Consider the following 21,834-nt stretch of genomic DNA (forward strand, 5'->3'; position numbering starts at 1 on the left):
ATTCACGCACTGCGTCCGGCGCCTGTGACCGCGACCGGCCGCTCGGAGTCGAGGATGACCGACTGGCTGACGCTCCCGAACACCAGCGCACCCAGTGGGGATCGCTTGCGACCGCCCATGACGATCATGTCGACGTCCGCATCGTCGGCAACCGTGACGATACGCTCGGCGGGTTCGCCATGGACCGATTCGGTGGCGACGTCGACGCCGGCTTCGCGGAGATCCTCGACCATCAGCTTGCCCGCCGTGGTCTGCTGGACGGTCGTCTTCTCGGCTAAATCCTCGTTGTCGAAGACGTGGATCACCGTCGCTTTGACGAACTCGGCCGGTTCCGGCAGGGCGAGCGTGGCCGCCGTCTGTGCCGACGCGCGTTCCTCGCTGCTGTCGACCGGGAGAAGTACGTGGTACATGCTAGCACCACACGCTGGGCCGGAATTAGTTATGACTCGGCTACCGTCTCGATAGCTCGCAGCCCGATCTCGACCACGTCCGCAGGTATCTCGTCGCTGTGAGCGTCCAGTTCCGCCGGGGTGTACCACTCCCAGTCGTCGGCCGGCTGTTCGCCCGGTCCGGGGTCGATCTCGCGGCTGTCGGCGGCCCCGTAGAAGATGAAGTCGATGTGCTGGTGGCCGACCGCGCCGTCGGCGTCGACGTTGATGTCCTCCAGCAGGAAGTGCTGTGGCTGGGGGATCGACTCGACCGTCTCGCTCTCGATGGACTCCCGGGGCGCGACCAGGTCGACGCCGAGCCCGAGTTCTTCACTGGTCTCCCGGAGCGCGGCCTCGTGGGGGAGTTCGTCGCGGTCGACATGACCACCGGCGGGGAGCCACATCCCCAGCTTGTCGTGTTCGTGCAAGGCGACGGCGCCGTCGCTGACGACGTAGACGGTCGCGACGAAGTGCCGGGTCGTCTCCATGTCGCCTGCGAGGAGACGGACGGTGCTCTAGGTTACGGTCGAGAAGTCAGGGGTGGACTTCGTCTTCGGCTTCCAGCAGTTCGTGGTAGCGGTTGCGAATGGTGACTTCCGAGATGTTCGCCACTTCGCTGACCTCGCTCTGGGTGACCTTCTCGTTGGTCAACAGCGAGGCCGCGTAGACGGCCGCGGCGGCCAGTCCGACCGGGGACTTCCCGGAGTGGACGCCCTGCTGTTTGGCGTTCTGAAGCAGTTGCCGGGCTCGACGCTCGACTTCCTCGGAGAGTTCGAGGTCCGAGGCGAAGCGGGGGACGTAGCTCTCGGGGTCGGCGGGCTGGATCTCCAGGTTGAGTTCCCGGACGACGTAGCGGTAGGTACGGGCGATCTCGTCTTTGTCGACCCGGGAGACGTTGGCGATCTCGTCCAGCGACCGGGGAGTCCCGGCCTGGCGGGCCGCAGCGTACAGCGACGCCGTCGAGACGCCCTCGATGGACCGTCCCGGGAGGAGGTCCTCGTCGAGCGCCCGGCGGTAGATCACGCTGGCGGTCTCGCGGACGTTCTCGGGCAGGCCAAGCGCGGAGGCCATTCGGTCGATCTCGCCCAGCGCCTGCTTGAGGTTGCGTTCCTTGGAGTCCCGTGTCCGGAACCGCTCGTTCCAGGTTCGCAGCCGCTGCATCTTCTCGCGCTGGCGCGAGGACAGGGAGTTGCCGTAGGCGTCCTTGTCCTGCCAGCCGATGTTCGTCGAGAGCCCCTTGTCGTGCATCATGTTCGTCGTCGGCGCACCGACGCGGGATTTCTCGTCTTTCTCTTTGGAGTCGAACGCACGCCACTCGGGGCCGGGGTCGATCTCGTCCTCTTCGACGACCAGGCCGCAGTCTTCGCAGACGGTCTCTCCGCGTTCGCTGTCCGAAAGCAGGGAGCCACCACATTCTGGACAGACGAGCGATTCCTCTTGCTCGTCTGTCTGCTCGTCTTCTGTGTCGCGTTCACTCGTGTATCGGCGGATGGTGGTGTCGGTCATTGGTTACGTACAGACGGGTCTGAATACCCGGAAAACGTGTGATTCATCTCATTTTTGTGGACGGAGAAACTTAAATCCTCTGCCTACTCTGTAAGCATTCCTTTCGGAATCCAAAAGAGAGTTTTACGATTCTGATACCTCCTCCGGTCTCGTCAACGGCGAACGGACGCCGGTTTCGAAACGCTTACCGACGGGCCAGTACTCCGAGCGGACATGAGCGACAGCGCCGTCGACCCCGAGGAAGTCCGCCACGTCGCGGACCTCGCTCGCGTCGACCTCGACGACGAGGAAGTCGAGCGGTTCACCGAGCAGTTCGGCGATATCCTCGACGCGTTCGAGGCCCTCGACGAGGTACCGGAGACGGACCGAGAACCGGAGTTGGCGAACGTGATGCGCCCCGACGATGTCCGCGAGAGCCTGAGCCAACAGGAGGCCCTCCAGAACGCCCCCGAGTCCGAGGAGGGGCAGTTCAAGGGGCCGAAGGTGTCCTGAGATGACCGACTACAACGGGTACATCACCACGGAGACGATCGAGGGGGCCGACGACGGCCCGCTCGCGGGCAGGACCGTCGCCGTCAAGGACAACATCTCGACCAAGGGCGTCCAGACGACGGCCGGCTCGGCCATGCTGGAGGGGTACGTCCCCCCCTACGACGCGACGGTCGTCCGGCGGCTGAAAGAGGCCGGTGCGACCGTCCCCGGGAAGACCAACATGGACGAGTTCGGGATGGGGACGACGACCGAGACCTCCGCGTACGGCGCCGTCGAGAACCCGGCCGCCGAGGGTCACGTCCCCGGTGGCTCCTCCGGTGGCTCGGCAGCGGTCGTCGCCGCCGGCGACGCCGACATGGCGCTGGGTTCGGATACCGGTGGCTCGATCCGCTGTCCGGCCGCCTTCTGTGGCGTCGTCGGCATCAAGCCGACCTACGGCCTGGTCTCCCGGTACGGGCTCATCGCCTACGCCAACAGCCTCGAACAGATCGGGCCGATCGCCCCCTCCGTCGAGGAGGCCGCCGAACTGCTGGAGGTGCTTGCCGGGCCGGACGAACACGACGCGACGACACGCGAAGCGCCCGACGCCGAGGAATCCTACGCCGACGCCGCCGACGGCGACGTCGACGGGCTCTCGATCGGCGTCCCGACGGAACTGTTAGACGGGGCCGACGAGGCCGTCGTCGAGACGTTCTGGGACGCCATGGACGACCTGGAAGCACAGGGCGCCAGCTACCACGAGGTCGACCTCCCAAGTGTCGAACACGCCGTCGAAGCCTACTACGTCATCGCGATGTCGGAAGCCTCATCGAACCTCGCCCGGTTCGACGGTGTCCGCTACGGGCTCTCCGCGAGCGAAGCGAGCGGAGGCTCGGAAGGGGAGCGAAGCGAGTCTTCCGGTGAGAGTGGCGGCTTCGAGGGGAACTGGAACGAGAGCTTCGCCAACGCCCGCGAGGAGGGGTTCGGCGAGGAGGTCAAACGCCGCATCCTCCTGGGAACCTACGCCCTCTCCGCCGGCTATCACGACAAGTACTACAAGAAGGCACAGGACGCCCGGGCCTGGGTCAAACAGGACTTCGACGAGGCGCTTGCCGACGCCGACGTACTGGCCTCGCCGACGATGCCGGTCCCGCCGATGGAACGCGGCGAGAGCCTCGACGACCCACTGACGATGTACCTCGCCGACGCGAACACGACGCCGGTGAACCTCGCGAACCTCCCGGCGATCTCCGTGCCCGCCGGCGAGACCGACGACGGCCTCCCGGTCGGCCTCCAGATCGTCGGTCCCGCCTTCGGCGAGCGGGCGATTATCCGGGCCGGATCGGCGCTGGCGTAGCACGCGAGTGAGCCGCCACGGCGAACGAGCGCTTTTTCCCCACGTTTTTGCGCGGAGGGGGCCTCTGCCCCCTCCGACGGAAAAAGTGGGGTCCGATCATCCGGGCCGGATCGGCGCTGGCGTAGCGGCGACAGCCGACCCGACGATACGTTTTTCCGCCGTCGGACCGATTCCGAGACGATGGGAGTGACGGGACCTCACACCTGGCGACTGCGGGCACGACTTCTCGTGCTCGGCGTCGTCCTCGTCGCCTTCGACGCCGTCGCGGTCGCCGTCGCCTACGGACTGGCTCATCTCGCTGCCGGTCTGGCACCGTTGCTCTGGAGCGATCCGGGCGGGCTGTTCTCGGTCGGATTCGGGACTGGCCTTCTGGTGCCGGTCGTAGTCGTCGGGACGCCGCTGGTGTTGGTCGCACAGTCGGTGTTCGGCTACCGGATGACAGTTCGGGAGGGACTGTCCGGAGCGACCGATCCGAGCCAGACGGCTCCCGACAGTATCGCGGCGATGCGCCGGAAGATCGACCGGCAGGACGCTGTCCAGTCGGTCCGGGAGCGGGTCGACCGCCTCGCCCACACCGCGGACATGGCACCGCCGGATGTCTCGATCGTCGAGTCGGAGACGCCCAACAGTTTCGTCGCCAGCAGGCCCGGCGAGCGGACGCTGGTCGTGACGACGGCGCTGGTCGAGGTCCTCGCCGACGAGGAACTCGACGCGGTGCTCGCACACGAACTCGCCCACCTCAAACACGGGGACTCGGTCGTGATGACCGCCGCCGCCTTCCTCCCGACGGTGACCGACCGCTGCCGGGCGATCGCCGTCGGAGTGTTGCGCCGCTCGTTCCTGACGGCGTGGCTCTTCGACACCGACGACAGCGCCGACGCCAGGACGCTCATCGCTGGGCAGTTCGAGATCGCCCTCGTGGTGTTCGCGCTGGCCGTGCTGCCGGTCGTCGCGGTGCTGTCGCTGGCCAGCACCGCCTGCTATCGGTTGCTTTCCCGGATCAGGGAGTACGCTGCCGACGCGGGTGCGGTCGCGATCTGTGGCTCGCCGGCGGCGATGGCCAGCGCTCTGGAGACGCTGACGACGGATCACCGGCCCGACAGTGATCTCCGAGCCGCCGAAACCGGCGTCCGGGAACTGTGTGTTCTTCCCCACTCCATCGAGGACGGTCCCGGTGACAGCGGTGGCTCCGGCGGCGTGGCCGGGCGGATCGGCGGTGGCTGGGCACGTCTCCACGCTCGGCTGCTCCCGGGGTCCCATCCGGATCTCGACGACCGACTCAACGCCCTGCGGGAGCGCCAGGCGGCCGTCGACGACGCCGACGAGTCGACGTTCTAATCCGCGGCAGCGTTTAGCCAGTGGGGTCCGACCGAGTAGTATGGCACTCGACGATCTGTCCTGGCTCCACTGGCCGACGATGACGAAGGCGCTCACACTGGGTGTCGGTGCCGGACTCGTCGTCGCCGTCGGTATCGGCGATCTCTACTTCGGTCTTCTCCTCGGCGTGGTCAACGGACTCGCGTTCGGCGTCGGGCTCTCGCGGACGCGAGACGCCGATTGATACGACAGCCGACACGTTTTAGTTCCGCGGGTGGGAACTGACGAATATGGCCCCCGACGCACGCTCCTCCATCGCCCGATACGGTCGGCTGTTCGGGTTACTCCTCGTCCTCGTCGCCTTCGACGTCGTCGCCGTCGCCGCGGCGTACGTCCTGGGACACGTCTTCTTCGCCATCGTCACGACGATGCAGTTCAACCCCGACATGGCAGCGATGATCCTGCGGTTCGATGTCGTCCCGCTGGTCCCGTTCCTGCTGGTCGGAACGCCCCTGACGTTGGTCGCACAGTCGGTGTTCGGCTACCGGATGACGCTCCGGGATATCGATACCGTCCCGACCGAGGCCGATGGGACTGACGTGGCGGCCGACGACCTCACCGGCCGGGTCGCCAAACTGGCACACACCGCCGGAATGACGCCGCCCGATGTCCGATTGGTCGATTCGGAGACGCCCAACAGCTTCGTCGCCAGCCGACCGGGCGAGCGGACGCTGTTCGTGACGACGGCGCTGGTCGAGGCCCTTGATAGCGACGAACTCGACGCGGTGCTCGCCCACGAACTCGCCCACCTCGACAACGGGGATTCGTTCGTGATGACTGCCGCTGGGTTCCTTCCGACGGTGACGACGCGGTTCGTCGAGCGACTCTTCGAGGACGCCGACGACTCGCCGCTGTTCAGACGGCTCCGCGGTGAGGCCGTCGACTGGGACTTCACCGCAGTGGCGAAGTCCTACAACCCGCTGATGGTGCTGCTGTTCCTCCCGGCCGCGCTCCCGGCCGCCGGTGGACTGTATCTCGCCAGCACCGCCTGTTATCGGTTGCTCTCCCGGATCAGGGAGTACGCGGCCGACGCGGGCGGGGTCGCGATCTGTGGCTCGCCGGCGGCGATGGCCAGCGCCCTGGAGACGCTGACGACGGACCACCGGCCCGACAGTGATCTCCGAGCCGCCGAAACCGGCCTCCGGGAGCTGTGTGTCCTCCCCTACACGATCGAGCCGGAACCGGCGGACGGGACTGACGATCCCGACCGGTTCGACCGCATCGCCCGGCGCTGGAACGCCGTCTGTACCGCGGTCCTGCCCGGCTCGCATCCTGACCCGCAGGACCGGATCGCCGCACTCCGCGAGCGCCAGGCGTCCCTGGAACGAACCGGGTGAGCGCCCGACCGGTTTTGTCCCTGGCGCGCTAACGGTTCGCCGTGACGACCATCCTCGTCTGGCACCGGAGCGACCTCCGAACGGTCGACAACCCGGCGCTTGCGGCCGCACACGAGGACGGTGATCGCATCGCCTCCGCCTTCGTCGTCGACCCGCGCTACTACGGCGCCGACGGGCTAGCCTGTGACGCCCGCCTCCAGTTCCTCCAGGAGTGTCTGGCGGACCTCCGGGACCAGTACCGCGACCTCGGGAGCGACCTGGCGCTGCTCGACGGGGACCCGCGCCGGCGGCTCCGGGCGCTGCTCGATTCTGGGGCCGTCGACGCTGTCTACTACAACCGTCACCCGACGGCACGCCACGGCAGACGAGTCGCCGAGACGGTCCGGTCCTGGGCGGAGACGACCGCCGTCGCCGGCGACGGCCTGCGGTACGCCGACGGCCGCCACGACGACGGAACCGCCGCCGTGGACACGCGCGAGGGATGGGACGACCACTGCGAGGCGTACTTCGAGAGCGACCCTGTTCCCCGGCCGGAGGCGCTGTCGGCCACCCCGGTCGACAGCGACGTGACACTCGACGCCGTCGCCGACCGGTTCGGGGACCCGGACAAGCGCGACCGCCCCCGCGGTGGGACGGTCGCGGCAAACGCCCGCCTGGAGGGGTTCTGTGACCGGATCGGTTCGTACCCTTCGGTCGTCTCCCCGCCGGCGGCCGCACAGGACCGCTCCTCGCGGCTTTCGGCCGATCTGGCCTTCGGGACGCTCTCGCCGCGACAGATCTACCGACGGGTCCGCCAGTGTCCGGACGGGCGCGGTCGGTCGATGTACGTCTCCCGGCTCTACTGGAACCGCCACTACCACCAGAAACTGGCCGACTGGCCGGGCTGGACCGACCGGGCGGTGAACCCCGTCTTTCGGGGGCTGTTCCGGGACGAACACGATCCCGAACTCGACGAGGCCTGGCAGACCGGACGGACCGGCTTCCCGATGGTCGACGCGGCGATGCGGGCGCTGACAGAGACCGGCTACATCAACTTCCGGATGCGGGCGATGGTCGCGGCGGTGTACGTCTACGTCCTCAAGCAGTGGTGGAAACGCGGCGCCGATTTCATGTACGCCCACCTGCTGGACGCCGACGCGGCGATCAACTACACGCAGTGGCAGTCACAGTGTAACCTCACCGGCGTCCATCCGGTCCGGGTGTACGATCCGGCCAAACAGCAACGGGAGTACGACCCCGACGGCGAGTTCGTCCGCGAGTACGTCCCCGAGTTGGCCCCGCTCCCGGACGAGCACCTGGCCGAGCCGGCACAGGCCCCGGTCCACGTCCAGCGGGAGTGTGGCGTCGACATCGGCGAGGACTACCCCTATCCCGTCGTCGACTACGACCACGAGGCCGACCGCGCTCGGGAGATCTACGCCGACCTGGCCGATCGGGCACGGGAGGCGCTGTCGGACCCGCGCGTCAGACGGCGCTGCTCGTTCTCGAACCGCGGGCGAGACAGAACCGACGGGGACGACGGGCACGGCACGCGGGGACAGGCGACGCTCAGTGACTTCTGACGGGTGACAACACGCCCTCGTAGACCGACGCGAGCCGGTCGATAGCGTGATCGACACTCACCGTCTCACGGCGGGCCAGACAGTTCTCGCGGAGCCGAGCGGACTCGGCGAGGGTCCGTTCGATGGCCCGGCGGAACCCGTCGATGTCCCCTTCGTCGTAGCTGTAGCCCGTCTCGCCGTCCTCGATAGTGTCGCTGAGCGCGCCCGCGTCGACGCCGGCGACGGGGGTCCCACAGCAGTTGGCCTCCAGGGCGACGAGCCCCTGTGTTTCGACCGGGCTGGGGAACGCGAAGACGTCGAGCGCGCTGTACAGTCCCGGCAGCTCCTCCCGGTCGAGAAAGCCCAGGAACCGCACGTCGACGTCGCTCTCGGCGGCGGTCGCCTCCAGTTCCTCTCGGGCCGGGCCGTCACCGCCGAAGACGACCGTCACGTCCAGCCCCTCGCAGGCCGCGACGATGTCCTCCAGGCACTTCTCGTAGCCGTGACGGCCCGTATAGCCCACGAGCGGGCCATCCGGGAGGTCGTGGCGCTCGCGGACGGCGTCCCGATCTTTCGGTTCGAAGAAGTCGGTGTCGACGCCGTTTGAGATAACCGCGACTTCGACGTCGACGCCCAGGTCCCGGATGTAGTCGGCGGTGCGGTCACTGGGGGCGACGACCACGTCGGCCCGGTCCAGGTACCACCGCTCGTAGCTCTCGGCGCTCGATCGAACCGTGGCCTCGACAGCCCCGTTGAACGAGACGTACTCGGCGTACTCCGCGGTCGGCGTGTGATAGGAGGCAACGAGTGGTACGTCGAGTTTCCGGGCGAGCCGCTGGCCGGCCATCCCGAGACTGAACGGAGTATGAGCGTGGACCAGGTCGGCGTTCCGGACTGCTCCCGGGATCTGTGGCATCCCCAGGCGGTACCCCTCGTAGAACGGGAACGGGAGGCTACGGACGGGATGTTCGCCCGCAGTCGGCTCGTGTGCACTGCGCGGGTAGACGACGTCCATCCGGCCGCCACGGGCCTGCCAGTGGTCCCGCCAGGTCTTGACCGTGTAGGTGACCCCGTTGACCGTCGGGAGGTAGGTGTCCGTGAACGTCGCGACGTGTGGCAGTGCCATCGCAGCGGCGTAACACGACCAGCGGTTAAATCGTTGCCATCCGTGCCCGCCGAGCCAAACCGTTTTGGGGGCGGTCCCGGATAACACAGCAATGGCTTCGGACCGCTGGCTGTACGCGTGGGCGCTGGGCTCCGTCGCGCTGGGTGCGGCATCGTTGCTCGTCCCGCTGTATTTCGTGACTATCGGCGGCGGGACGCTGATGCTCGGCGTCCTGGCGGGTGTTGCGGCCGCCGCAGGCGCGCCCGGTGCGCTCATCTTCGGCCGGATCGCCGATCGGACCGGGCGCCGCCGCGTGCTCGTGTTGGCCGCGCTCGGGATGGCTGTGGCCGGAATCGTCGGGGTATCGCTGACCGAGTCCGAACTGCTCGTCGTCGCCGGTAACGGACTGGTGTGGTTCGCGGCGGGGGCCGCCGCACCTGTACTGACACTGCTGGTCACTGTCGGCCACCTCGAACGGGAGTGGTCGGCACGGTTCGCCACACTGAACCGCTACCAAGGGTGGGGCTGGGCAGGTGGACTCGTCCTCGGGTTGGTCTGGACGACGGCGCTCTCGGGACCGCTGGGCGCACAGACCGCACAGCGAACACTTCTGTGGGTCTGTGCCGGAGCGGCCGGGATCGCCGGACTGCTGGCTGGCGGCTGGCTTCCCACCGATCCCGGCGAGTTGGAGGGTCCACGGCCGAGTCGGGTCGCCCGCGCGCTCGCGCGCTCCCGGCGGCTCCCCGTCAGGTCGGCGACGTTTCCGGTCGGGCCGGGGCGGCTCTACTGGCTCACCCGACGTATCAGCGTGAGCGAGTTGCTAGCACGACTAACCCCTTCGCTGTCGCTGTACTTCGTAGCTGTCGTCGCGACGTTCGTCGGCTTCGGGATCTTCTGGGGGCCGCTTCCGCTGTATCTCTCCCGCTCACTCTCGTATGACTCCGGGACGATCTTCGCCCTGTATCTGGTCTCCAGTGTCGGGTCCGCGCTGTGTTACGGCGGGGCCGGCCGGCTCGCAGAACGCTACGACGCCAGCGCGCTCCAGGCGGCCGCCCTGCTCTCCCGGGCGGCGTTGCACCCGCTGGTCGCCGTCGTCGGTCTCTCGGTGGCGGCGACGACGCTGTCGCTCGTGACCAACGGCGTCGTGTTCGTGCTCATCGGGGTCGCCTGGGCCGTCATCGCGGTCACGGCTGCGAGCATCGTCACGCGGCTCGCGCCCCCGTCGATCCGCGGGGTCGCGCTCGGACTCTACACCGCCGTCTCGGGACTCGCCAACGGACTCGGCTCCGTGCTGGGCGGCTGGCTCGGCGCTCGCGGCTTCCTGCTGGCGTTCACCGTCGCCGGCGCGTTCGTCTTCGTCGGGACAGTGCTGGTGGCCGTCGTCTGGCGGCGCGCCCCCCAGAACAGCGTCGCCCAGTCGCCGTTGACAGGGTGATCACTCGGTCGGTGTCGCCGGGTCGCGGAGCGAGACGGTGGTCCAGTAGACCCCGCCGTCGTACCGGACGAGGTACGCACCACCGCCGTCGTCGCCTTCGGGATCGGCCGACAGCGGCCTGACTGGCTCCCGGTCGCGGAAGCGCTCGACGAGCGACCGGATCGCCTCCGGCGGCTCTCCGTCGGGCGGGACGACGTAACGGTCCTCGCGAGCCGTCTCGACGATCTCCCGCTCAGCGGGTGAAAGGCCACTCAGACCGAACGCGAAGCGTTCGCGGAGCCGTCGCCCGTATGCGGTGGCGGACATGACCTGCTCGCCACCGTATTCGAAGGTCTTCAGGACCGTCTCGGCGGAACCGTCGACGACCCACTCGGCTTCGGCCCCGTTCTCCCAGGTGATCGCGTCGTACTGTGACTCCGGGACCAGCACCGACCGTTCGCGCTCGGCGTCGGTGTACAGAACCGTCGTCCCGATTCCGACCGGGTCGCCGTCCGCGAGTCCGCGGGCGGCGAACTGCTTTCGGTCGACATCGGGGAGCGCCGAGAACGCGACGGTCTCGGACGCCGGGACCGACTCCTGAAGGATGTCGACTTTCACCGAGTAGGTCGTCGCCGGCGTCTCTGCGACGACCGTCGCCGTCAGTTTGTAGACGCCGTCCGCGTAGCTGACCCGCCGGTCCGTCGGAATCGGTCGCCGCTGCCGCTGTACCGTTGCTCCGTCGTCGAGCAGTCGTTCCATCAGTTGCGCTTCGCCGCCCTCTCCCTCTGTCGGGACCGTATACAGCACGCGATCCGGGAGTTCGGTGTCCGTGATCGGGCGCATATCGAGGTGTGCGGTCGGGGCCTCCGCGGCGAGGTCGTCGCCGAAGGGAGCGGCGGACCTCGAACAGCCGGCGACGACGGCCGGCACGAGGGCGAGAACCGAACGACGATCCATGGCTGGACCATGCCGTGCCGGCGGTAAGTATCGGCCGGTGGGTACAACCGCCGTTTGAACCTCTCAGGCCAGTTCCTCGTAGGTCTCGATCAGCCGGCCGGCGACCCGATCCAGCCCGTGTTCGCGGGCGGTCGCTCTGGCGTTCTCGCCGAGTCGCTGGCGCAGGTCGGGGTTCTCGGCCAGGCGGTCCAGTGCCTCGCGGAACTCCGATTCGTCCGCACAGATGAGACAGTCGTGGCCGTCCTCGTAGTACTCCCGGAAGACGGGGATGTCCGAGAGGACGACCGCCTTCCCGCAGGCCATCGCTTCCAGGACGGCGATCCCCTGGTTCTCGGCTTTCGTCGGGAACAGGTAGACGTCGCCGGCGCCAAACGCGCCGCGGATGTCGTCGATCCACCCGGTGAACGTGACGTTCTCGGGCGGGTCGTTGACCCACCGTTTTACCGCCTTCGAGGCCTGCGGGCCGTCGTCGTAGGGGCCGAACCACGCGAAGTCGTAGTCGGTCGCCCGGGCGAGTTCACAGAACGTCGTCAGTCCCTTTCGCTCGAAGACGTTCCCGACGGCGAAGACGACCATCCCGTTGAGGTCGTAGCGGTCGCGGTAGCTCTCTCTGGTCCCCTCGAACCCCTCCAGTGCGTCGATGTCGACGCCGTTCGTGATCGGTCGGATCGGCGCGTCGACGGGATACGACTCCAGGACGCTCTTGGTGTACTCGGAGGGACAGAGCACCAGATCGGCCGTCGAGTAGAACCACTTGAGATACTTCCCCAGCGCCGGCGCGACGAGGTTCGACCCTCTGAAGCTGTCCCGGAAGTCTTCCCGGGTCACGTGGGCGTGGAGGACCAGCGGAATGTCGTTTCGCCGGGCGTGTCGGGCGACCGCCACCGACCCGGGACCGATCATGTTGCAGTGTGCCAGATCGTACTCGCGGAAGATCGGGTCGTCGAACGCCAGCTTCCCGCCGATGGCCCACCCAGGATGGCCGTCGTGCCACGGTTCGGTCACCACGTCGATGTCGGCGTCTGCCTGTGCCAGCGCCGCCCGCTGCTGATCGACGGCGGTACCGATACCCGACCGATCGAGGTGGCCGTCGAGTTCGAGGTAGTTCAGGACGCGCACGGCTGGGAGATGCCCGGCCGCCACCAAATTCCTACCGACTCTCCGGAAGGCATTTTCCCGGCGCCGGCGAACCTCCGACGATGACAGACGAGACGGCCATCGCCAGCGAACGGATCGATCGGCTCGCGTCGCTGGCTCGCGACGCCGTCCGCGATGGCTACCCCGACCGGGCTCGGGCATACGTCCGGCGAGCGCGACGGGTCGCCGAACGCCACCGGCTCCGGCTCCCGAGACCGTTCGAGCGGTCGACGTGTGGGAATTGTGATGTATTTCTCGTACACGGGGTCAACGCACAGTCCCGCACGCAGTCCGGTCACGTCGCTGTCACCTGTGACTGTGGCGCACAGTACCGCTATCCGTATGATTGAGCATCCGCTCCGACGACTGGTTTTATACGTCTGTCTCCGATATACGTGACACATGTCAGATGCGAGTCGACGACAGGAGATACACGAACTCGATGCGACACTCCGCGTCGGGAAACACGGCGTCGAATCGGTCGCCGACGAACTCGGCGACCAACTGTCCGACCGATCGCTCGTGAAGGTAAAATTCCTCCGTGCCGCCCGCGGGGGGACGACTACGGAAGAGCTGGCAGCCGACCTCGCTGAACTGGCCGGCGCCGACGTCGTCCAGACCCGCGGGCACACAGCGGTGTTCGAACGATGATACAGACCACGCCGACGGGTGGGGCCGCGAGCGGCGGTGCGGTCGCTGGGCTGTTGGAGTCCGCCGGCGTTCCCTACGCAGATCCCATCGGTGCCGCGATCTCGTTTATTATCGCCTTCGCGGTCGTCTACGTCCTCGGCCGTCTGCTGATTCTGCCGGTCGTCGACCGTACGCTCAGGACCCGTGAGCTCGACGAACACGCACGGAAGCCGCTGAAGAAGGTCACGAGCATTCTGATCGTCTTCGTCGCGATCTCGGTTGCCTTCGGCTTTGCCGGCTACGGGAACTTCCTGCAGTCGCTCGCGACGGTCGCGGCCGCCGCCACGCTGGCGATCGGGTTCGCGATGCAGGACGTCCTCAAGAACTTCGTCGCCGGCGTGTTCATCTACACGGACAAGCCGTTCCGGATCGGCGACTGGATCGAGTGGGACGGCAACTCCGGCATCGTCGAGGACATCAGTCTGCGCGTCTCCCGCGTCCGGACGTTCGACAACGAACTGCTGACGGTTCCCAACTCCAACCTCACCGACGGCGTCATCAAGAACCCCGTTGCCAAGGGACAGCTTCGCCTGCAGTTCCTCTTTGGCATCGGCTACGACGACGACATCGACAAGGCGACCGAGATCATCATCGAGGAAGCCGAGAACCACTCGGAGATCCTCGACGAACCCGCACCCACGGTCCGGCTGACCGAACTGGGTGACTCCTCGGTTGGGCTGAAGTCCCGCATCTGGATCGACGACCCGAGCCGGAGTGACTTCGTGAAGACCCGCAGCGAGTACGTCCAGACGGTCAAACAGCGCTTCGACGAGGAAGACATCAACATCCCCTACCCGAACCGCACGCTCGGTGGCAGCCTCGACATCGCCGGCTACGAGGCCGTCGCGGAAACCGCCGACGACTAGCGACCACTTTTTACCGAACGGGCGGGCCGCCGGCCCGCCCGTTCCGCAAAAACGTGGGGAAAAAGACAGGACCTCACTCGGTTCGGTCCTGTGAACCGCCTCGCTTCGCTCGGCGGATGCTCCGTGGCCTGCCTGCCCTTCCCCGTCTTCGCGGCACGGAGGCCGCGAACGGCCAGCGTGGTCGTCTCTCCGGCAGTCTCGACCACTAACCACTTTGTCCGGCAGGCTGTGGATCGGATATGGCTCGTGGGTACGACAAACTCGTCCGCGACGCCATCCCCGCGATCATCGAGGACGACGGCGAGACGCCGGTGACCCACGTCGCAGACGGTGAGGAGTACGGCAACCGACTCGCGGAGAAACTGCTCGAAGAAGCGACCGAGTACCGCGAGGACGGCAGCGTCACGGAACTGGCCGACGTTCTCGAAGTGCCCCACGCGCTCTGCCGTTACCATGGTGTCTCCGAGGACGAACTGGCCGAAAAACGGGAACAGAAGGCCGAGAAGCGGGGACGCTTCGAGGACGGTATCGTTCTGGAGCGGGTCGAACAGTAATCGAACAATTGTGGTGCTGTGGCCGGGAGCGAGTGCTGCGACGGGAGTCGCAGTCGAGTAACTCACCGTCAGAGCAAAGCTCTGACGAGCCTTCACTCACCCCGTAGGCGGAGAGGGGGAAGGGCAGGTCAACCCTGAAGCATACGGCGAGCGCAGCGAGCCGTTTCTCCGGAATCGAGGCCGTAGGCCGAGATTTCGGCCGTTTTTCCCCACGTTTTTACGAGGAGAGGTGAGCGCGGCCGCTCACCCGACGAAGTAAAAAGTGGTATGAATGGAATGGACCCCGAGATTGCCCGGCGTTCGGCCGTGGGTAATCCCGTTTGCCTCCTCCACCCCGCGACCCCACGAGCGACGGGTGTCCGATGGTCCGCTGCTCACTTCCGTGCCTGGCGGGGTGCCATCGATCAACCACGCGAGCGCATCCCTGCAGATGCGATCGCATGGACCGCCGTCCCCGCGGGACGAGGCTTCCACGTTGGCTCACGGGGTCCACGTCCGTCAGACCGGACGCCCCCGGGTTTCGGTCCCCGCTGATGACCGTAGTGCGGGTTATGAGGGGGGCCAAACCCCCCGACCTAGTCCACCAGCAAATCCACCGGCGTCGCATAAGGGCCTTTCGGATGCCAGACCGCGAGAGGGCGACCAGTTACAGTAGGTCCAGTGCGTTCGCGAACCACGTCGCACCGATCGGAACCGGAACTGCGGCGGCGACGACCACCCAGCGGTGGTACTCCATGAGGGTTGATTCTGTCAATCCGAGGACGAGGCTCTCGGGGACGGTCACGGCCCACACCAGCGAGAGGCCGACGAGGAAGAGCCCCAGGACGAGGCCTGCACCGGCGACCACGCTGGGGTCGGACCGGCCTTCCCGGCCCGCAGCGAAGACGATCACGCCGATGATCGCGAAGGTGGCCGGCACCAGCGGCGTCAGCGCGCCCGATCCGTAGTACGCGCCGACGGCACTCGTCGTCTCGACGAGCGCATACGGAACAGCCAGCGCGACGAGGTACAGCAGACACCCGGCGATGCCCACGGTGGGCGCGACACGGAGGTCGTTCATACCGGCGCTGGGGCGGGCGTCGTCTTAACACCGACGCTCGAACGAAACCGGCAAATGACCGCTCCCGGTATAGCGGCGTATGGGACTGGGCTCGACCGCCAAGAAGATCCAGAAGGTCGCGGATATCGCCGAAGACCTCTACGCGAAGGTCACCGAACTGAAGACGCAACTCCAGGAGCTACGGGGGACTGTCGAGGAGACCAACGATCACGTCGACGACCTCGACCGGGAGCTAGCCGAACAGCGAGCGCTGCTGGAAGCTATCGCCGACGAGCAGGGGATCGACGTCGAGACGGTCCAGACCGAAGCGCTCATCGACGACGCTGAAACAGAATCCGACACAGACGACAACACCGACTAATCGGACGGGTCGATCTGTGCCGGGTCGGCATCGAGCTCGACCGTGAACTCCCCGTCGCGATCGACCCGGACGACGCCGTCGAACAACTGCGTGAGCGTGTTCATCGTTTCGCATCCGTGGGCGGTCGATTCGATCGTATAGACCCCGACGGCGTCAGCGTTCTCGACACGGGAGGTGAACACGTGCATGAACCGGAAGACGGTCTGAAGATTCGCGTAGAGCAGCAACGTCGTCAGCGAGTCGACGACTACGCGGGTCCGGTCGATCCCCGGCTGCTCGTCGTAGGACTCGACGATCTCGGAGAACTTGATCCCGATCTCGGTCATCTCAGTCGGCGACGCGGCGTAACTGACGCGTTCGCTTTCCTCGACAGACTGGCCCATATGCTTCGTTACTGCATCGATGACGGTTACCGGCGTCGTCGTCGGATCAGCTAGCTGTTCGTACACTGTCAGGATTCGGTCAGCGCTGTCCCGGGTCGTGAGTAAAATACCGCCGTCACCGTCTTCCGTACCGCTAGCGAGTGTCTCCAGTGCGAGTCGACGCTTGCCCGTCAATGGTGGACCTGTAATGAGGAGATTCGTCCCAGGCGGCACCGAAACCCCCGATAGCTGATATCCAAATTCGTACATATGACCCGTGTCTTGGCAGTGGTACCGACATCTCCGAACGTCGCCGACGCTATGTCTACCTGTTCTTGAAGCCGACATTTATTGGTTGTGTGTCGTTCAGATGACTGCTCTCCGGTCGCGGCGAACCGGTTGGTTTAACAGTGGGTCCGAGAATACATGATACTGTAGGGCGCTTAGCTCAGCCTGGACAGAGTGCTTGGCTTCGGACCAAACCGTCGGGGGTTCAAATCCCTCAGCGCCCGTGACTTTTGTGCGAACGACAGTGAGCGCTGAGGAGCGTCGGCTGAGGGATTTGCATCAGGGAGGAGCCTGCTCCGACCGTGGTTCAAATCCCTCAGCGCCCGTTCTGCCGCGAGCACATTCGCGAGCCCACGGTCACCTGTGAGGAGCGATAGACGACGCTTGGGCCTGTGATCGCCGCTCCTCGAAGTCTGCCTTGGCGAGCCAGGACTGCACAGGTATATCCAGGTCCCACAGACGACGGTCAGTAGGTAAGACTCATCCCACCTTCGTGGGTCATATCGCCGCCGTTGAGATGCCGACTGTGACGAGAGCAGCCCATGACGAACAGGTTCGCGACCTCGTAGGGCTCCATCATCTCCTTCACTCGGGTTCGTTCGAGCATCACCTTCTCGACGACTTCGTCGACTGTCATCCCGCGTCGGTCGGCGGTGTCGGGGAGCTGTTTGGCGACGAGTGCCGTCTTGACGTACGCGGTGCTGACAGTGAAGGCACGGACCTTTCCGTCGCCTTCGGCGGCGGTCGATTGAGTCAGCCCGCGCAATCCGAACTTCGTCGTGTTGTACGCGACCTTGTCCTTCGTCACGATATGGCCGTGGACAGAGCACATGTTGCCGACCACGCCACGGCCGTCCTCGTTGGCCCGGAAGTGGGGGAGACAGTGTTTGGTGAGAACGAGTGGTGCTCGCTGCATGACGTCGTGCATCAGATCGTACTTCTCGATGGGGAACGACTCGATCGGCGCGACGGTCTGGATGCCGGCGTTGTTGATCAGATAGCGGAGCGATCCCTGTTGTGTGGCGGTGTCCACGATGCGTTCGAGACCGTCGTCGTCCGTCAGGTTCGCCGTCACCGTAACGACTTCGCCGGGGAGGGAAAGCTCCGCGGCCTCAGTTTCGACGGCGTCGAGCCCGTCGTCGTCGCGGTCGGTCGCAACGACTGTGAGACCGTTCGCAGCGAACGCCAGTGCCGTTGCACGCCCGATCCCTGCACCGCCGCCCGTAACGATCACGACGTTGTCAGCGGTGTAGTTCGGGTCGTCGATCGTCAACAGATCGTCGCGTGTCACCTCACTGGGACCGTACTTGGCCATCGCCTCGTCGACAGTCATGTCAGCCATGGTCCGACCGTCGTACCACTACTGGGAATAGTTATGGGGACCCTCGGCACACGTCGCCAGCTGGATTGCTGATCTGTCGCCCGGAAAAGAGCCGACATGTTGATACGGTTCGGTAGTGTTTCGCCTGCATGCTGACACTACTCCGACGGTTTGGGGAACTCTGTTCCGACCTCTCGGAGGAGTACATCCCCGACCCGTATGTCATCGCGATTCTTCTCACGTTCATCGCCTCCGGCGCGGCGCTGTTGACGGGCGCCGGACCACGGGAGACGCTGGTTGCCTGGAACAGGGGTGTCTGGACGTTGCTGCCGTTTATGGCCTCTATCGCGGTGTTACTGATGGCTGGGGACGCGATCGCCAAGTCACCGAAGTTCACCAGCCAACTCGAGAAGTTGGCACGCCTCCCGAACTCCCAGTTCACGGCTGTCTGGTTCGTCGGTTTCGTGGCGATGGCCGCCGCACTCGTCTCGTGGGCGATCGGGCTCATCGTCGGTGCGATCATGGCCAAACGTGTCGCGTACGAGTGCCGAGAGCGGGGAATCGCGGTCCACTACCCCTTGCTTGCCGCGGCGGGATACACGAGCCTGATGATCTATCACGGCGGTCTCACGTCATCGGTGAGCCTGATGATGGCCGACTCGACGCTCATCCCCACTGCGTGGGCTCCGGAGTTCCGCCAGACGATCCCGCTCTCGGAGACCATCGGTTCGACGGCCAACGTCGTCACGACCGGCACACTGCTCGCAGTTATTCCGGTGGTCATGGGGTTCCTTCACCCCAAAGACGGGATCACACAGCTCCCTCGCCCGGAGTTCAAGGAGATCGACACAATTGTCCATGCGGCAGACGGGGAGCCAGCACCTGAAGCGACGACCGACGGCGGGAGACAGCGGTTCGCCGACAGGCTAAACGATTCTCGGCTCATCGGGCTCTCTATCGCCCTCTTTCCCGCGTACTTCGTGGTCGACGCGTGGGTGCTGACGCCCGGTGGGATCTCCAATCTGACGCTCAACAGCATCAACGCGCTGTTCATCGCGCTGGCCGTCCTGCTGTGGGTCCGCCCGATGGCGTTGATCGACCAGATGAAACAGAGCGTCAGCAACATCTCGGGCGTCATCTTTCAGTTCCCGTTCTACGCCGGTATCGCCGGCATCCTCACGGGAACGGGACTCGCGACGCTCATCGTCGAGTTCGTCGGTGGGTTCGCGACGCCGACCACCTGGCCGGTCATCGGCGTGCTCGTCGCCGGGTTCGTCAACATTTTCATCCCATCGGGTGGTGGGCAGTGGGTCGCGATGGGGCCGATCATGCTCGAACTCACCGCCGAGATGGGGATGACACCGCGAGACGCGATACTCATCGAGATGTTGGGCGACCAGCTGACGAACATGATCCAGCCGTTCTGGGCGATTCCACTGCTGGCGATTGCGAACCTGCGTGCCCGTGACATCATCGGCTACACGACCGTGGCGATGGTCGTCGGGCTCGTCATCGTCTGTGGCTGGCTCACGCTGTTCCTGGCCGTCCTCTGATTTGGACGAACTGTTTTTGACGACGCTCGATAAGGGACGGATCGTGAGACGCTGGCTGTTCGTTGATGCGGTGGTCATCGCCGCCGCGCTACTCGGTAGGGTCGCGAGTTCGGCGTCGGTTCACGGCGCCGGGACTACCGACTGTCCGGACCCCGGTGCGACCACGCCGGAACCCCCTCACGAGACTCACGAGAGCGCGATGTACGCGGACGCGAACGGAACCGCCGGTGAGTGCCCGATCGACGACGGGGCGCGGATGGGCCACGTGACGACGTGATCGGCTACAGCGCGTCGAGGAACGTCTTGGCCTGCTTCTCGCCGTCCTTGACCAGTCGTTCGAGGAACTCGGGGTCGCGGTCGAGTTTCGTCCGCCAGTCGAGCTTGCGACTCTTCGGGAAACGAATCCGTCGGATCTCCGTATGCGTGTACCGTTCGGGGAGATATCCCTTCTCGATGAAGTCGTTGATACGTTCGATGTACCGTATCTCGGCGGTCATCGAGAGGTTACCGGAGAGTTCGTTCCGGCGGTTGTTGATCCCCTCCATGCTCCGTGGGACCTCAGATCGTTCCTGTGGGTTGATTTTGATGAGCCAGATCTCGTCGGGGTCCGGATTGTCCGTCGCTTCCATGAACTCCTGCATCGGGGGATTCTTCGAGAACAGACCGTCCCAGTAGTGCTTGCCGTCGATCTCGACCGCTTCGAACAGGTGTGGTTCGGCGGCCGAGGCGATGATCGCATCGCTGGAGAGGTCGTCTTCACGGAAGATCTCGAAGGTGCCACCGCAGACGTCGATGGCACTGAGAAACAGGCCGGGCTCGGTGCCGTCGAGCAACTCCGGAACCGCGTCGAAATCGACGTACGATTCGAGCAGTTTCTGGAACTCGTCTTTCCCCCATTTCGAACCCGGAGAGTCGGCCGGACTGATATCGGGTAACGGGACGCCGGCCCGTTCGAGGGCGATACCCCATCGGATGACGTTGTTCGCAGCCCGATGGAGCGGCGAGGACGCCGAGAGATCCGTCCAGAACCCGGTCAGTAGTTCACCCGGGTCCGCTTCGGGATGGACGTGGCCGTACCAGGCCAGGGTCGCACAGGCAGCGCCGCCAGACGTGCCGCTAAAGCCGACGATATTGTACTTCTCGGGGAGATCCCGTAGCAGCTCTCGAAGGACACCTGCGGTGAACGCAGTGTGACTACCGCCCCCTTGACAGGCGATAGCGACGTTTGTCTGGTCGGTTGGCATCGACAAGTGGTCGTCGGCGAATCCCATTAAGCGAACCGGCTTCACCGCTGCCGGCCCACTACGGCCACGTCAGTGTGTCCCCGCGCCTGTGGTGGATCGACGCTGGTCCGTGGCACTGTCCCGGACCGTACCGGTTATGTCGTTCCCGGCAGAGAACCCGGTGTGACAGAGTGGCCACCGGTCGACCCCGCCGACGCGACGGCGGTCGCCGACAGACGGGACGAACTGGTCGCGGCGGTTCGGGACCACGCCGGCCGTGTCGCCTACCAGCTCGCACGGCTGGAGGGCGGTGACTACGGACAGGCGACGATCGAGACCGACCGCGGGGAGTGGACGGTCAAGTACGAGGGCGGGGACTTGGAGTACCTGCGGTTCGACCCCGGACGCGGCTCGGAGGTGTACGTCGTCTCGACGAAACACCCGCCCGAACCGGAACCGCTGGCCGACGCGATGGCCGACTACAGTGCCTTCGTCGCCGGCTTCAACGACTACGTCGCTTCGCTGGACGGCGTCCTCGACGACGTTTCGACGGAGTTTCCCGCGGTGGCGACGACCGACGGCGTCGTCGCCCAGCGGGACCGCGTCCTCGACCGCGTACGGGAGGTGTGTGACCGGATCGCCGGCGAACTGCACCGCTACGAGGGCGGCGACTACGGGAGCTTTACCACTCGGGTCGAGGGGACACGCTGGGAACTGAAGTGGGAAGAGTCCCGGGCGTCGTATCTCCGCGTCGGCGGAACCGGCGGGCTCTACCTCCTCTCACAGTACGAACAGCCCTCGGCGGCCGACATCCGCGAATACGCCCCCCGGTTCCGCGGGTTCGTCGAGGCGTACAACGACCACGTCGAGGAGCTGGAGGCGGAGCTGGGAACTGTCGAACTGTGACGCGGCGCCGGTCGCTGTCG

At 65.9% G+C, this 21,834-nt stretch carries 25 protein-coding genes, 1 tRNA gene and 1 other RNA gene; 16 read left to right on the top strand and 11 right to left on the bottom strand.

Annotation, left to right across the window (positions count from 1 at the left end):
- Window positions 1–2: 2 nt before the first annotated feature.
- The 3 genes from VJ109_RS13110 to VJ109_RS13120 are packed head-to-tail and all read right to left on the bottom strand — an operon-like array spanning window position 3 to window position 1,934.
- Window positions 3–410, bottom strand: coding sequence for a universal stress protein (locus tag VJ109_RS13110; protein ID WP_324757311.1), 408 nt, complete (start codon window positions 408–410; stop codon window positions 3–5).
- Between the two features lie 29 nt (window positions 411–439).
- Window positions 440–916, bottom strand: a complete 477-nt coding sequence (locus VJ109_RS13115; RefSeq protein WP_324757312.1) for an NUDIX hydrolase — start codon at window positions 914–916, stop codon at window positions 440–442.
- 46 nt (window positions 917–962) lie between these two features.
- Window positions 963–1,934: a transcription initiation factor IIB gene (locus VJ109_RS13120; RefSeq protein ID WP_276222217.1), complete on the bottom strand. Its 972-nt coding sequence runs from the start codon at window positions 1,932–1,934 to the stop codon at window positions 963–965.
- Window positions 1,935–2,147: 213 nt separating this feature from the next.
- On the opposite strand from VJ109_RS13120, the gene gatC reads away from it, so the two are divergent.
- From gatC to VJ109_RS13150, 6 genes are all read left to right on the top strand, one after another.
- Complete coding sequence (gene gatC, locus VJ109_RS13125) at window positions 2,148–2,426, top strand: Asp-tRNA(Asn)/Glu-tRNA(Gln) amidotransferase subunit GatC (protein WP_324757313.1); 279 nt, start codon at window positions 2,148–2,150, stop codon at window positions 2,424–2,426.
- A 1-nt stretch (window position 2,427) separates the two neighbouring features.
- Window positions 2,428–3,762, top strand: a complete 1,335-nt coding sequence (gene gatA / locus VJ109_RS13130; RefSeq protein WP_324757315.1) for an Asp-tRNA(Asn)/Glu-tRNA(Gln) amidotransferase subunit GatA — start codon at window positions 2,428–2,430, stop codon at window positions 3,760–3,762.
- A 180-nt stretch (window positions 3,763–3,942) separates the two neighbouring features.
- Complete coding sequence (locus VJ109_RS13135) at window positions 3,943–5,100, top strand: M48 family metallopeptidase (RefSeq protein ID WP_324757317.1); 1,158 nt, start codon at window positions 3,943–3,945, stop codon at window positions 5,098–5,100.
- Window positions 5,101–5,140: 40 nt separating this feature from the next.
- Window positions 5,141–5,323: a hypothetical protein gene (locus VJ109_RS13140; RefSeq protein ID WP_324757318.1), complete on the top strand. Its 183-nt coding sequence runs from the start codon at window positions 5,141–5,143 to the stop codon at window positions 5,321–5,323.
- Between the two features lie 46 nt (window positions 5,324–5,369).
- Window positions 5,370–6,476, top strand: coding sequence for a M48 family metallopeptidase (locus VJ109_RS13145; protein WP_324757320.1), 1,107 nt, complete (start codon window positions 5,370–5,372; stop codon window positions 6,474–6,476).
- 41 nt (window positions 6,477–6,517) lie between these two features.
- The gene (locus VJ109_RS13150) at window positions 6,518–8,038 is read left to right on the top strand and encodes an FAD-binding domain-containing protein (RefSeq protein ID WP_324757322.1); all 1,521 of its coding nucleotides are present in this window, start codon (window positions 6,518–6,520) and stop codon (window positions 8,036–8,038) included.
- On the opposite strand, the gene VJ109_RS13155 is transcribed toward VJ109_RS13150, so the two are convergent.
- Entirely contained in the window at window positions 8,025–9,143 is a 1,119-nt protein-coding gene (locus VJ109_RS13155) for a glycosyltransferase family 4 protein (RefSeq protein WP_324757324.1), read from the bottom strand. The two genes, VJ109_RS13150 and VJ109_RS13155, sit on opposite strands and share 14 nt — an antisense overlap.
- A 91-nt stretch (window positions 9,144–9,234) precedes the next feature.
- On the opposite strand from VJ109_RS13155, the gene VJ109_RS13160 reads away from it, so the two are divergent.
- Entirely contained in the window at window positions 9,235–10,557 is a 1,323-nt protein-coding gene (locus VJ109_RS13160; RefSeq protein ID WP_324757326.1) for an MFS transporter, read from the top strand.
- Here the strand turns inward: VJ109_RS13160 and VJ109_RS13165 are convergent, their stop codons facing one another.
- Window positions 10,558–11,493, bottom strand: a complete 936-nt coding sequence (locus tag VJ109_RS13165) for a hypothetical protein (protein WP_324757328.1) — start codon at window positions 11,491–11,493, stop codon at window positions 10,558–10,560. It lies immediately after the preceding gene.
- A gap of 63 nt (window positions 11,494–11,556) precedes the next feature.
- Complete coding sequence (locus VJ109_RS13170; protein ID WP_324757330.1) at window positions 11,557–12,612, bottom strand: glycosyltransferase family 4 protein; 1,056 nt, start codon at window positions 12,610–12,612, stop codon at window positions 11,557–11,559.
- Between the two features lie 80 nt (window positions 12,613–12,692).
- On the opposite strand from VJ109_RS13170, the gene VJ109_RS13175 reads away from it, so the two are divergent.
- From VJ109_RS13175 to VJ109_RS13190, 4 genes are all read left to right on the top strand, one after another.
- Window positions 12,693–12,980 carry a ribonuclease P protein component 4 gene (locus tag VJ109_RS13175; protein WP_324757332.1) on the top strand — a complete coding sequence of 96 codons (288 nt, stop codon included), beginning with the start codon at window positions 12,693–12,695 and terminating at the stop codon, window positions 12,978–12,980.
- Window positions 12,981–13,032: 52 nt separating this feature from the next.
- Window positions 13,033–13,281, top strand: coding sequence for a YhbY family RNA-binding protein (locus VJ109_RS13180; RefSeq protein WP_324757333.1), 249 nt, complete (start codon window positions 13,033–13,035; stop codon window positions 13,279–13,281).
- On the top strand, window positions 13,278–14,186 hold the full coding sequence (locus tag VJ109_RS13185) for a mechanosensitive ion channel family protein (RefSeq protein ID WP_324757335.1): 909 nt from the start codon (window positions 13,278–13,280) through the stop codon (window positions 14,184–14,186). The genes VJ109_RS13180 and VJ109_RS13185 overlap by 4 nt, the downstream gene beginning before the upstream one ends.
- Before the next feature lie 239 nt (window positions 14,187–14,425).
- Complete coding sequence (locus VJ109_RS13190) at window positions 14,426–14,740, top strand: nucleoside triphosphate pyrophosphohydrolase (protein WP_324757337.1); 315 nt, start codon at window positions 14,426–14,428, stop codon at window positions 14,738–14,740.
- 274 nt (window positions 14,741–15,014) lie between these two features.
- Here VJ109_RS13190 and ffs read toward each other — a convergent pair.
- Both ffs and VJ109_RS13200 read right to left on the bottom strand, forming a co-directional pair.
- Window positions 15,015–15,326, bottom strand: an RNA gene (ffs, locus tag VJ109_RS13195) — signal recognition particle sRNA.
- A gap of 60 nt (window positions 15,327–15,386) precedes the next feature.
- Window positions 15,387–15,800 carry a DUF7548 family protein gene (locus tag VJ109_RS13200; protein ID WP_324757338.1) on the bottom strand — a complete coding sequence of 138 codons (414 nt, stop codon included), beginning with the start codon at window positions 15,798–15,800 and terminating at the stop codon, window positions 15,387–15,389.
- A 79-nt stretch (window positions 15,801–15,879) separates the two neighbouring features.
- Between VJ109_RS13200 and VJ109_RS13205 the strand changes: the two genes are divergently transcribed.
- Entirely contained in the window at window positions 15,880–16,161 is a 282-nt protein-coding gene (locus VJ109_RS13205) for a DUF5798 family protein (protein ID WP_324757339.1), read from the top strand.
- On the opposite strand, the gene VJ109_RS13210 is transcribed toward VJ109_RS13205, so the two are convergent.
- Window positions 16,158–16,793, bottom strand: coding sequence for an RAD55 family ATPase (locus VJ109_RS13210; protein ID WP_324757341.1), 636 nt, complete (start codon window positions 16,791–16,793; stop codon window positions 16,158–16,160). The genes VJ109_RS13205 and VJ109_RS13210 overlap by 4 nt on opposite strands.
- Window positions 16,794–16,960: 167 nt before the next feature.
- Between VJ109_RS13210 and VJ109_RS13215 the strand changes: the two genes are divergently transcribed.
- Window positions 16,961–17,035, top strand: a tRNA-Arg gene (locus VJ109_RS13215).
- Window positions 17,036–17,277: 242 nt separating this feature from the next.
- Here VJ109_RS13215 and VJ109_RS13220 read toward each other — a convergent pair.
- On the bottom strand, window positions 17,278–18,144 hold the full coding sequence (locus VJ109_RS13220) for an SDR family NAD(P)-dependent oxidoreductase (RefSeq protein ID WP_324760346.1): 867 nt from the start codon (window positions 18,142–18,144) through the stop codon (window positions 17,278–17,280).
- Window positions 18,145–18,281: 137 nt separating this feature from the next.
- Between VJ109_RS13220 and VJ109_RS13225 the strand changes: the two genes are divergently transcribed.
- Both VJ109_RS13225 and VJ109_RS13230 read left to right on the top strand, forming a co-directional pair.
- A complete protein-coding gene (locus tag VJ109_RS13225) occupies window positions 18,282–19,685 on the top strand; it encodes a TIGR00366 family protein (RefSeq protein ID WP_324757343.1) in 1,404 nt (467 codons plus the stop codon).
- Window positions 19,686–19,728: 43 nt separating this feature from the next.
- Window positions 19,729–19,962: a hypothetical protein gene (locus VJ109_RS13230; RefSeq protein WP_324757344.1), complete on the top strand. Its 234-nt coding sequence runs from the start codon at window positions 19,729–19,731 to the stop codon at window positions 19,960–19,962.
- 4 nt (window positions 19,963–19,966) lie between these two features.
- On the opposite strand, the gene VJ109_RS13235 is transcribed toward VJ109_RS13230, so the two are convergent.
- Window positions 19,967–20,929 (bottom strand): patatin-like phospholipase family protein, encoded by a 963-nt coding sequence (locus tag VJ109_RS13235; protein WP_324757346.1) that lies wholly within the window; start codon window positions 20,927–20,929, stop codon window positions 19,967–19,969.
- A 162-nt stretch (window positions 20,930–21,091) separates the two neighbouring features.
- Here VJ109_RS13235 and VJ109_RS13240 point away from each other — a divergent pair, with 162 nt between their 5' ends.
- Window positions 21,092–21,814 carry a profilin-fold protein gene (locus tag VJ109_RS13240; protein ID WP_324757347.1) on the top strand — a complete coding sequence of 241 codons (723 nt, stop codon included), beginning with the start codon at window positions 21,092–21,094 and terminating at the stop codon, window positions 21,812–21,814.
- The last annotated feature ends 20 nt before the right edge of the window (window positions 21,815–21,834 follow it).

This window comes from Haloarcula montana (assembly GCF_035666295.1).
Lineage (GTDB): Archaea > Halobacteriota > Halobacteria > Halobacteriales > Haloarculaceae > Haloarcula > Haloarcula montana.

Coding starts and splice junctions, on each gene's coding strand:
- VJ109_RS13205 (WP_324757339.1), top strand. CDS start 15,880: ATGGGACTGGGCTCGACCGCCAAGAAGATCCAGAAGGTCGCGGATATC.
- VJ109_RS13190 (WP_324757337.1), top strand. CDS start 14,426: ATGGCTCGTGGGTACGACAAACTCGTCCGCGACGCCATCCCCGCGATC.
- VJ109_RS13235 (WP_324757346.1), bottom strand. CDS start 20,929: ATGCCAACCGACCAGACAAACGTCGCTATCGCCTGTCAAGGGGGCGGT.
- VJ109_RS13140 (WP_324757318.1), top strand. CDS start 5,141: ATGGCACTCGACGATCTGTCCTGGCTCCACTGGCCGACGATGACGAAG.
- VJ109_RS13155 (WP_324757324.1), bottom strand. CDS start 9,143: ATGGCACTGCCACACGTCGCGACGTTCACGGACACCTACCTCCCGACG.
- VJ109_RS13110 (WP_324757311.1), bottom strand. CDS start 410: ATGTACCACGTACTTCTCCCGGTCGACAGCAGCGAGGAACGCGCGTCG.
- VJ109_RS13210 (WP_324757341.1), bottom strand. CDS start 16,793: ATGTACGAATTTGGATATCAGCTATCGGGGGTTTCGGTGCCGCCTGGG.
- VJ109_RS13220 (WP_324760346.1), bottom strand. CDS start 18,144: ATGACTGTCGACGAGGCGATGGCCAAGTACGGTCCCAGTGAGGTGACA.
- VJ109_RS13185 (WP_324757335.1), top strand. CDS start 13,278: ATGATACAGACCACGCCGACGGGTGGGGCCGCGAGCGGCGGTGCGGTC.
- VJ109_RS13200 (WP_324757338.1), bottom strand. CDS start 15,800: ATGAACGACCTCCGTGTCGCGCCCACCGTGGGCATCGCCGGGTGTCTG.
- VJ109_RS13120 (WP_276222217.1), bottom strand. CDS start 1,934: ATGACCGACACCACCATCCGCCGATACACGAGTGAACGCGACACAGAA.
- VJ109_RS13180 (WP_324757333.1), top strand. CDS start 13,033: ATGTCAGATGCGAGTCGACGACAGGAGATACACGAACTCGATGCGACA.
- VJ109_RS13165 (WP_324757328.1), bottom strand. CDS start 11,493: ATGGATCGTCGTTCGGTTCTCGCCCTCGTGCCGGCCGTCGTCGCCGGC.
- VJ109_RS13225 (WP_324757343.1), top strand. CDS start 18,282: ATGCTGACACTACTCCGACGGTTTGGGGAACTCTGTTCCGACCTCTCG.
- VJ109_RS13115 (WP_324757312.1), bottom strand. CDS start 916: ATGGAGACGACCCGGCACTTCGTCGCGACCGTCTACGTCGTCAGCGAC.
- gatA (WP_324757315.1), top strand. CDS start 2,428: ATGACCGACTACAACGGGTACATCACCACGGAGACGATCGAGGGGGCC.
- VJ109_RS13145 (WP_324757320.1), top strand. CDS start 5,370: ATGGCCCCCGACGCACGCTCCTCCATCGCCCGATACGGTCGGCTGTTC.
- VJ109_RS13135 (WP_324757317.1), top strand. CDS start 3,943: ATGGGAGTGACGGGACCTCACACCTGGCGACTGCGGGCACGACTTCTC.
- gatC (WP_324757313.1), top strand. CDS start 2,148: ATGAGCGACAGCGCCGTCGACCCCGAGGAAGTCCGCCACGTCGCGGAC.
- VJ109_RS13175 (WP_324757332.1), top strand. CDS start 12,693: ATGACAGACGAGACGGCCATCGCCAGCGAACGGATCGATCGGCTCGCG.
- VJ109_RS13160 (WP_324757326.1), top strand. CDS start 9,235: ATGGCTTCGGACCGCTGGCTGTACGCGTGGGCGCTGGGCTCCGTCGCG.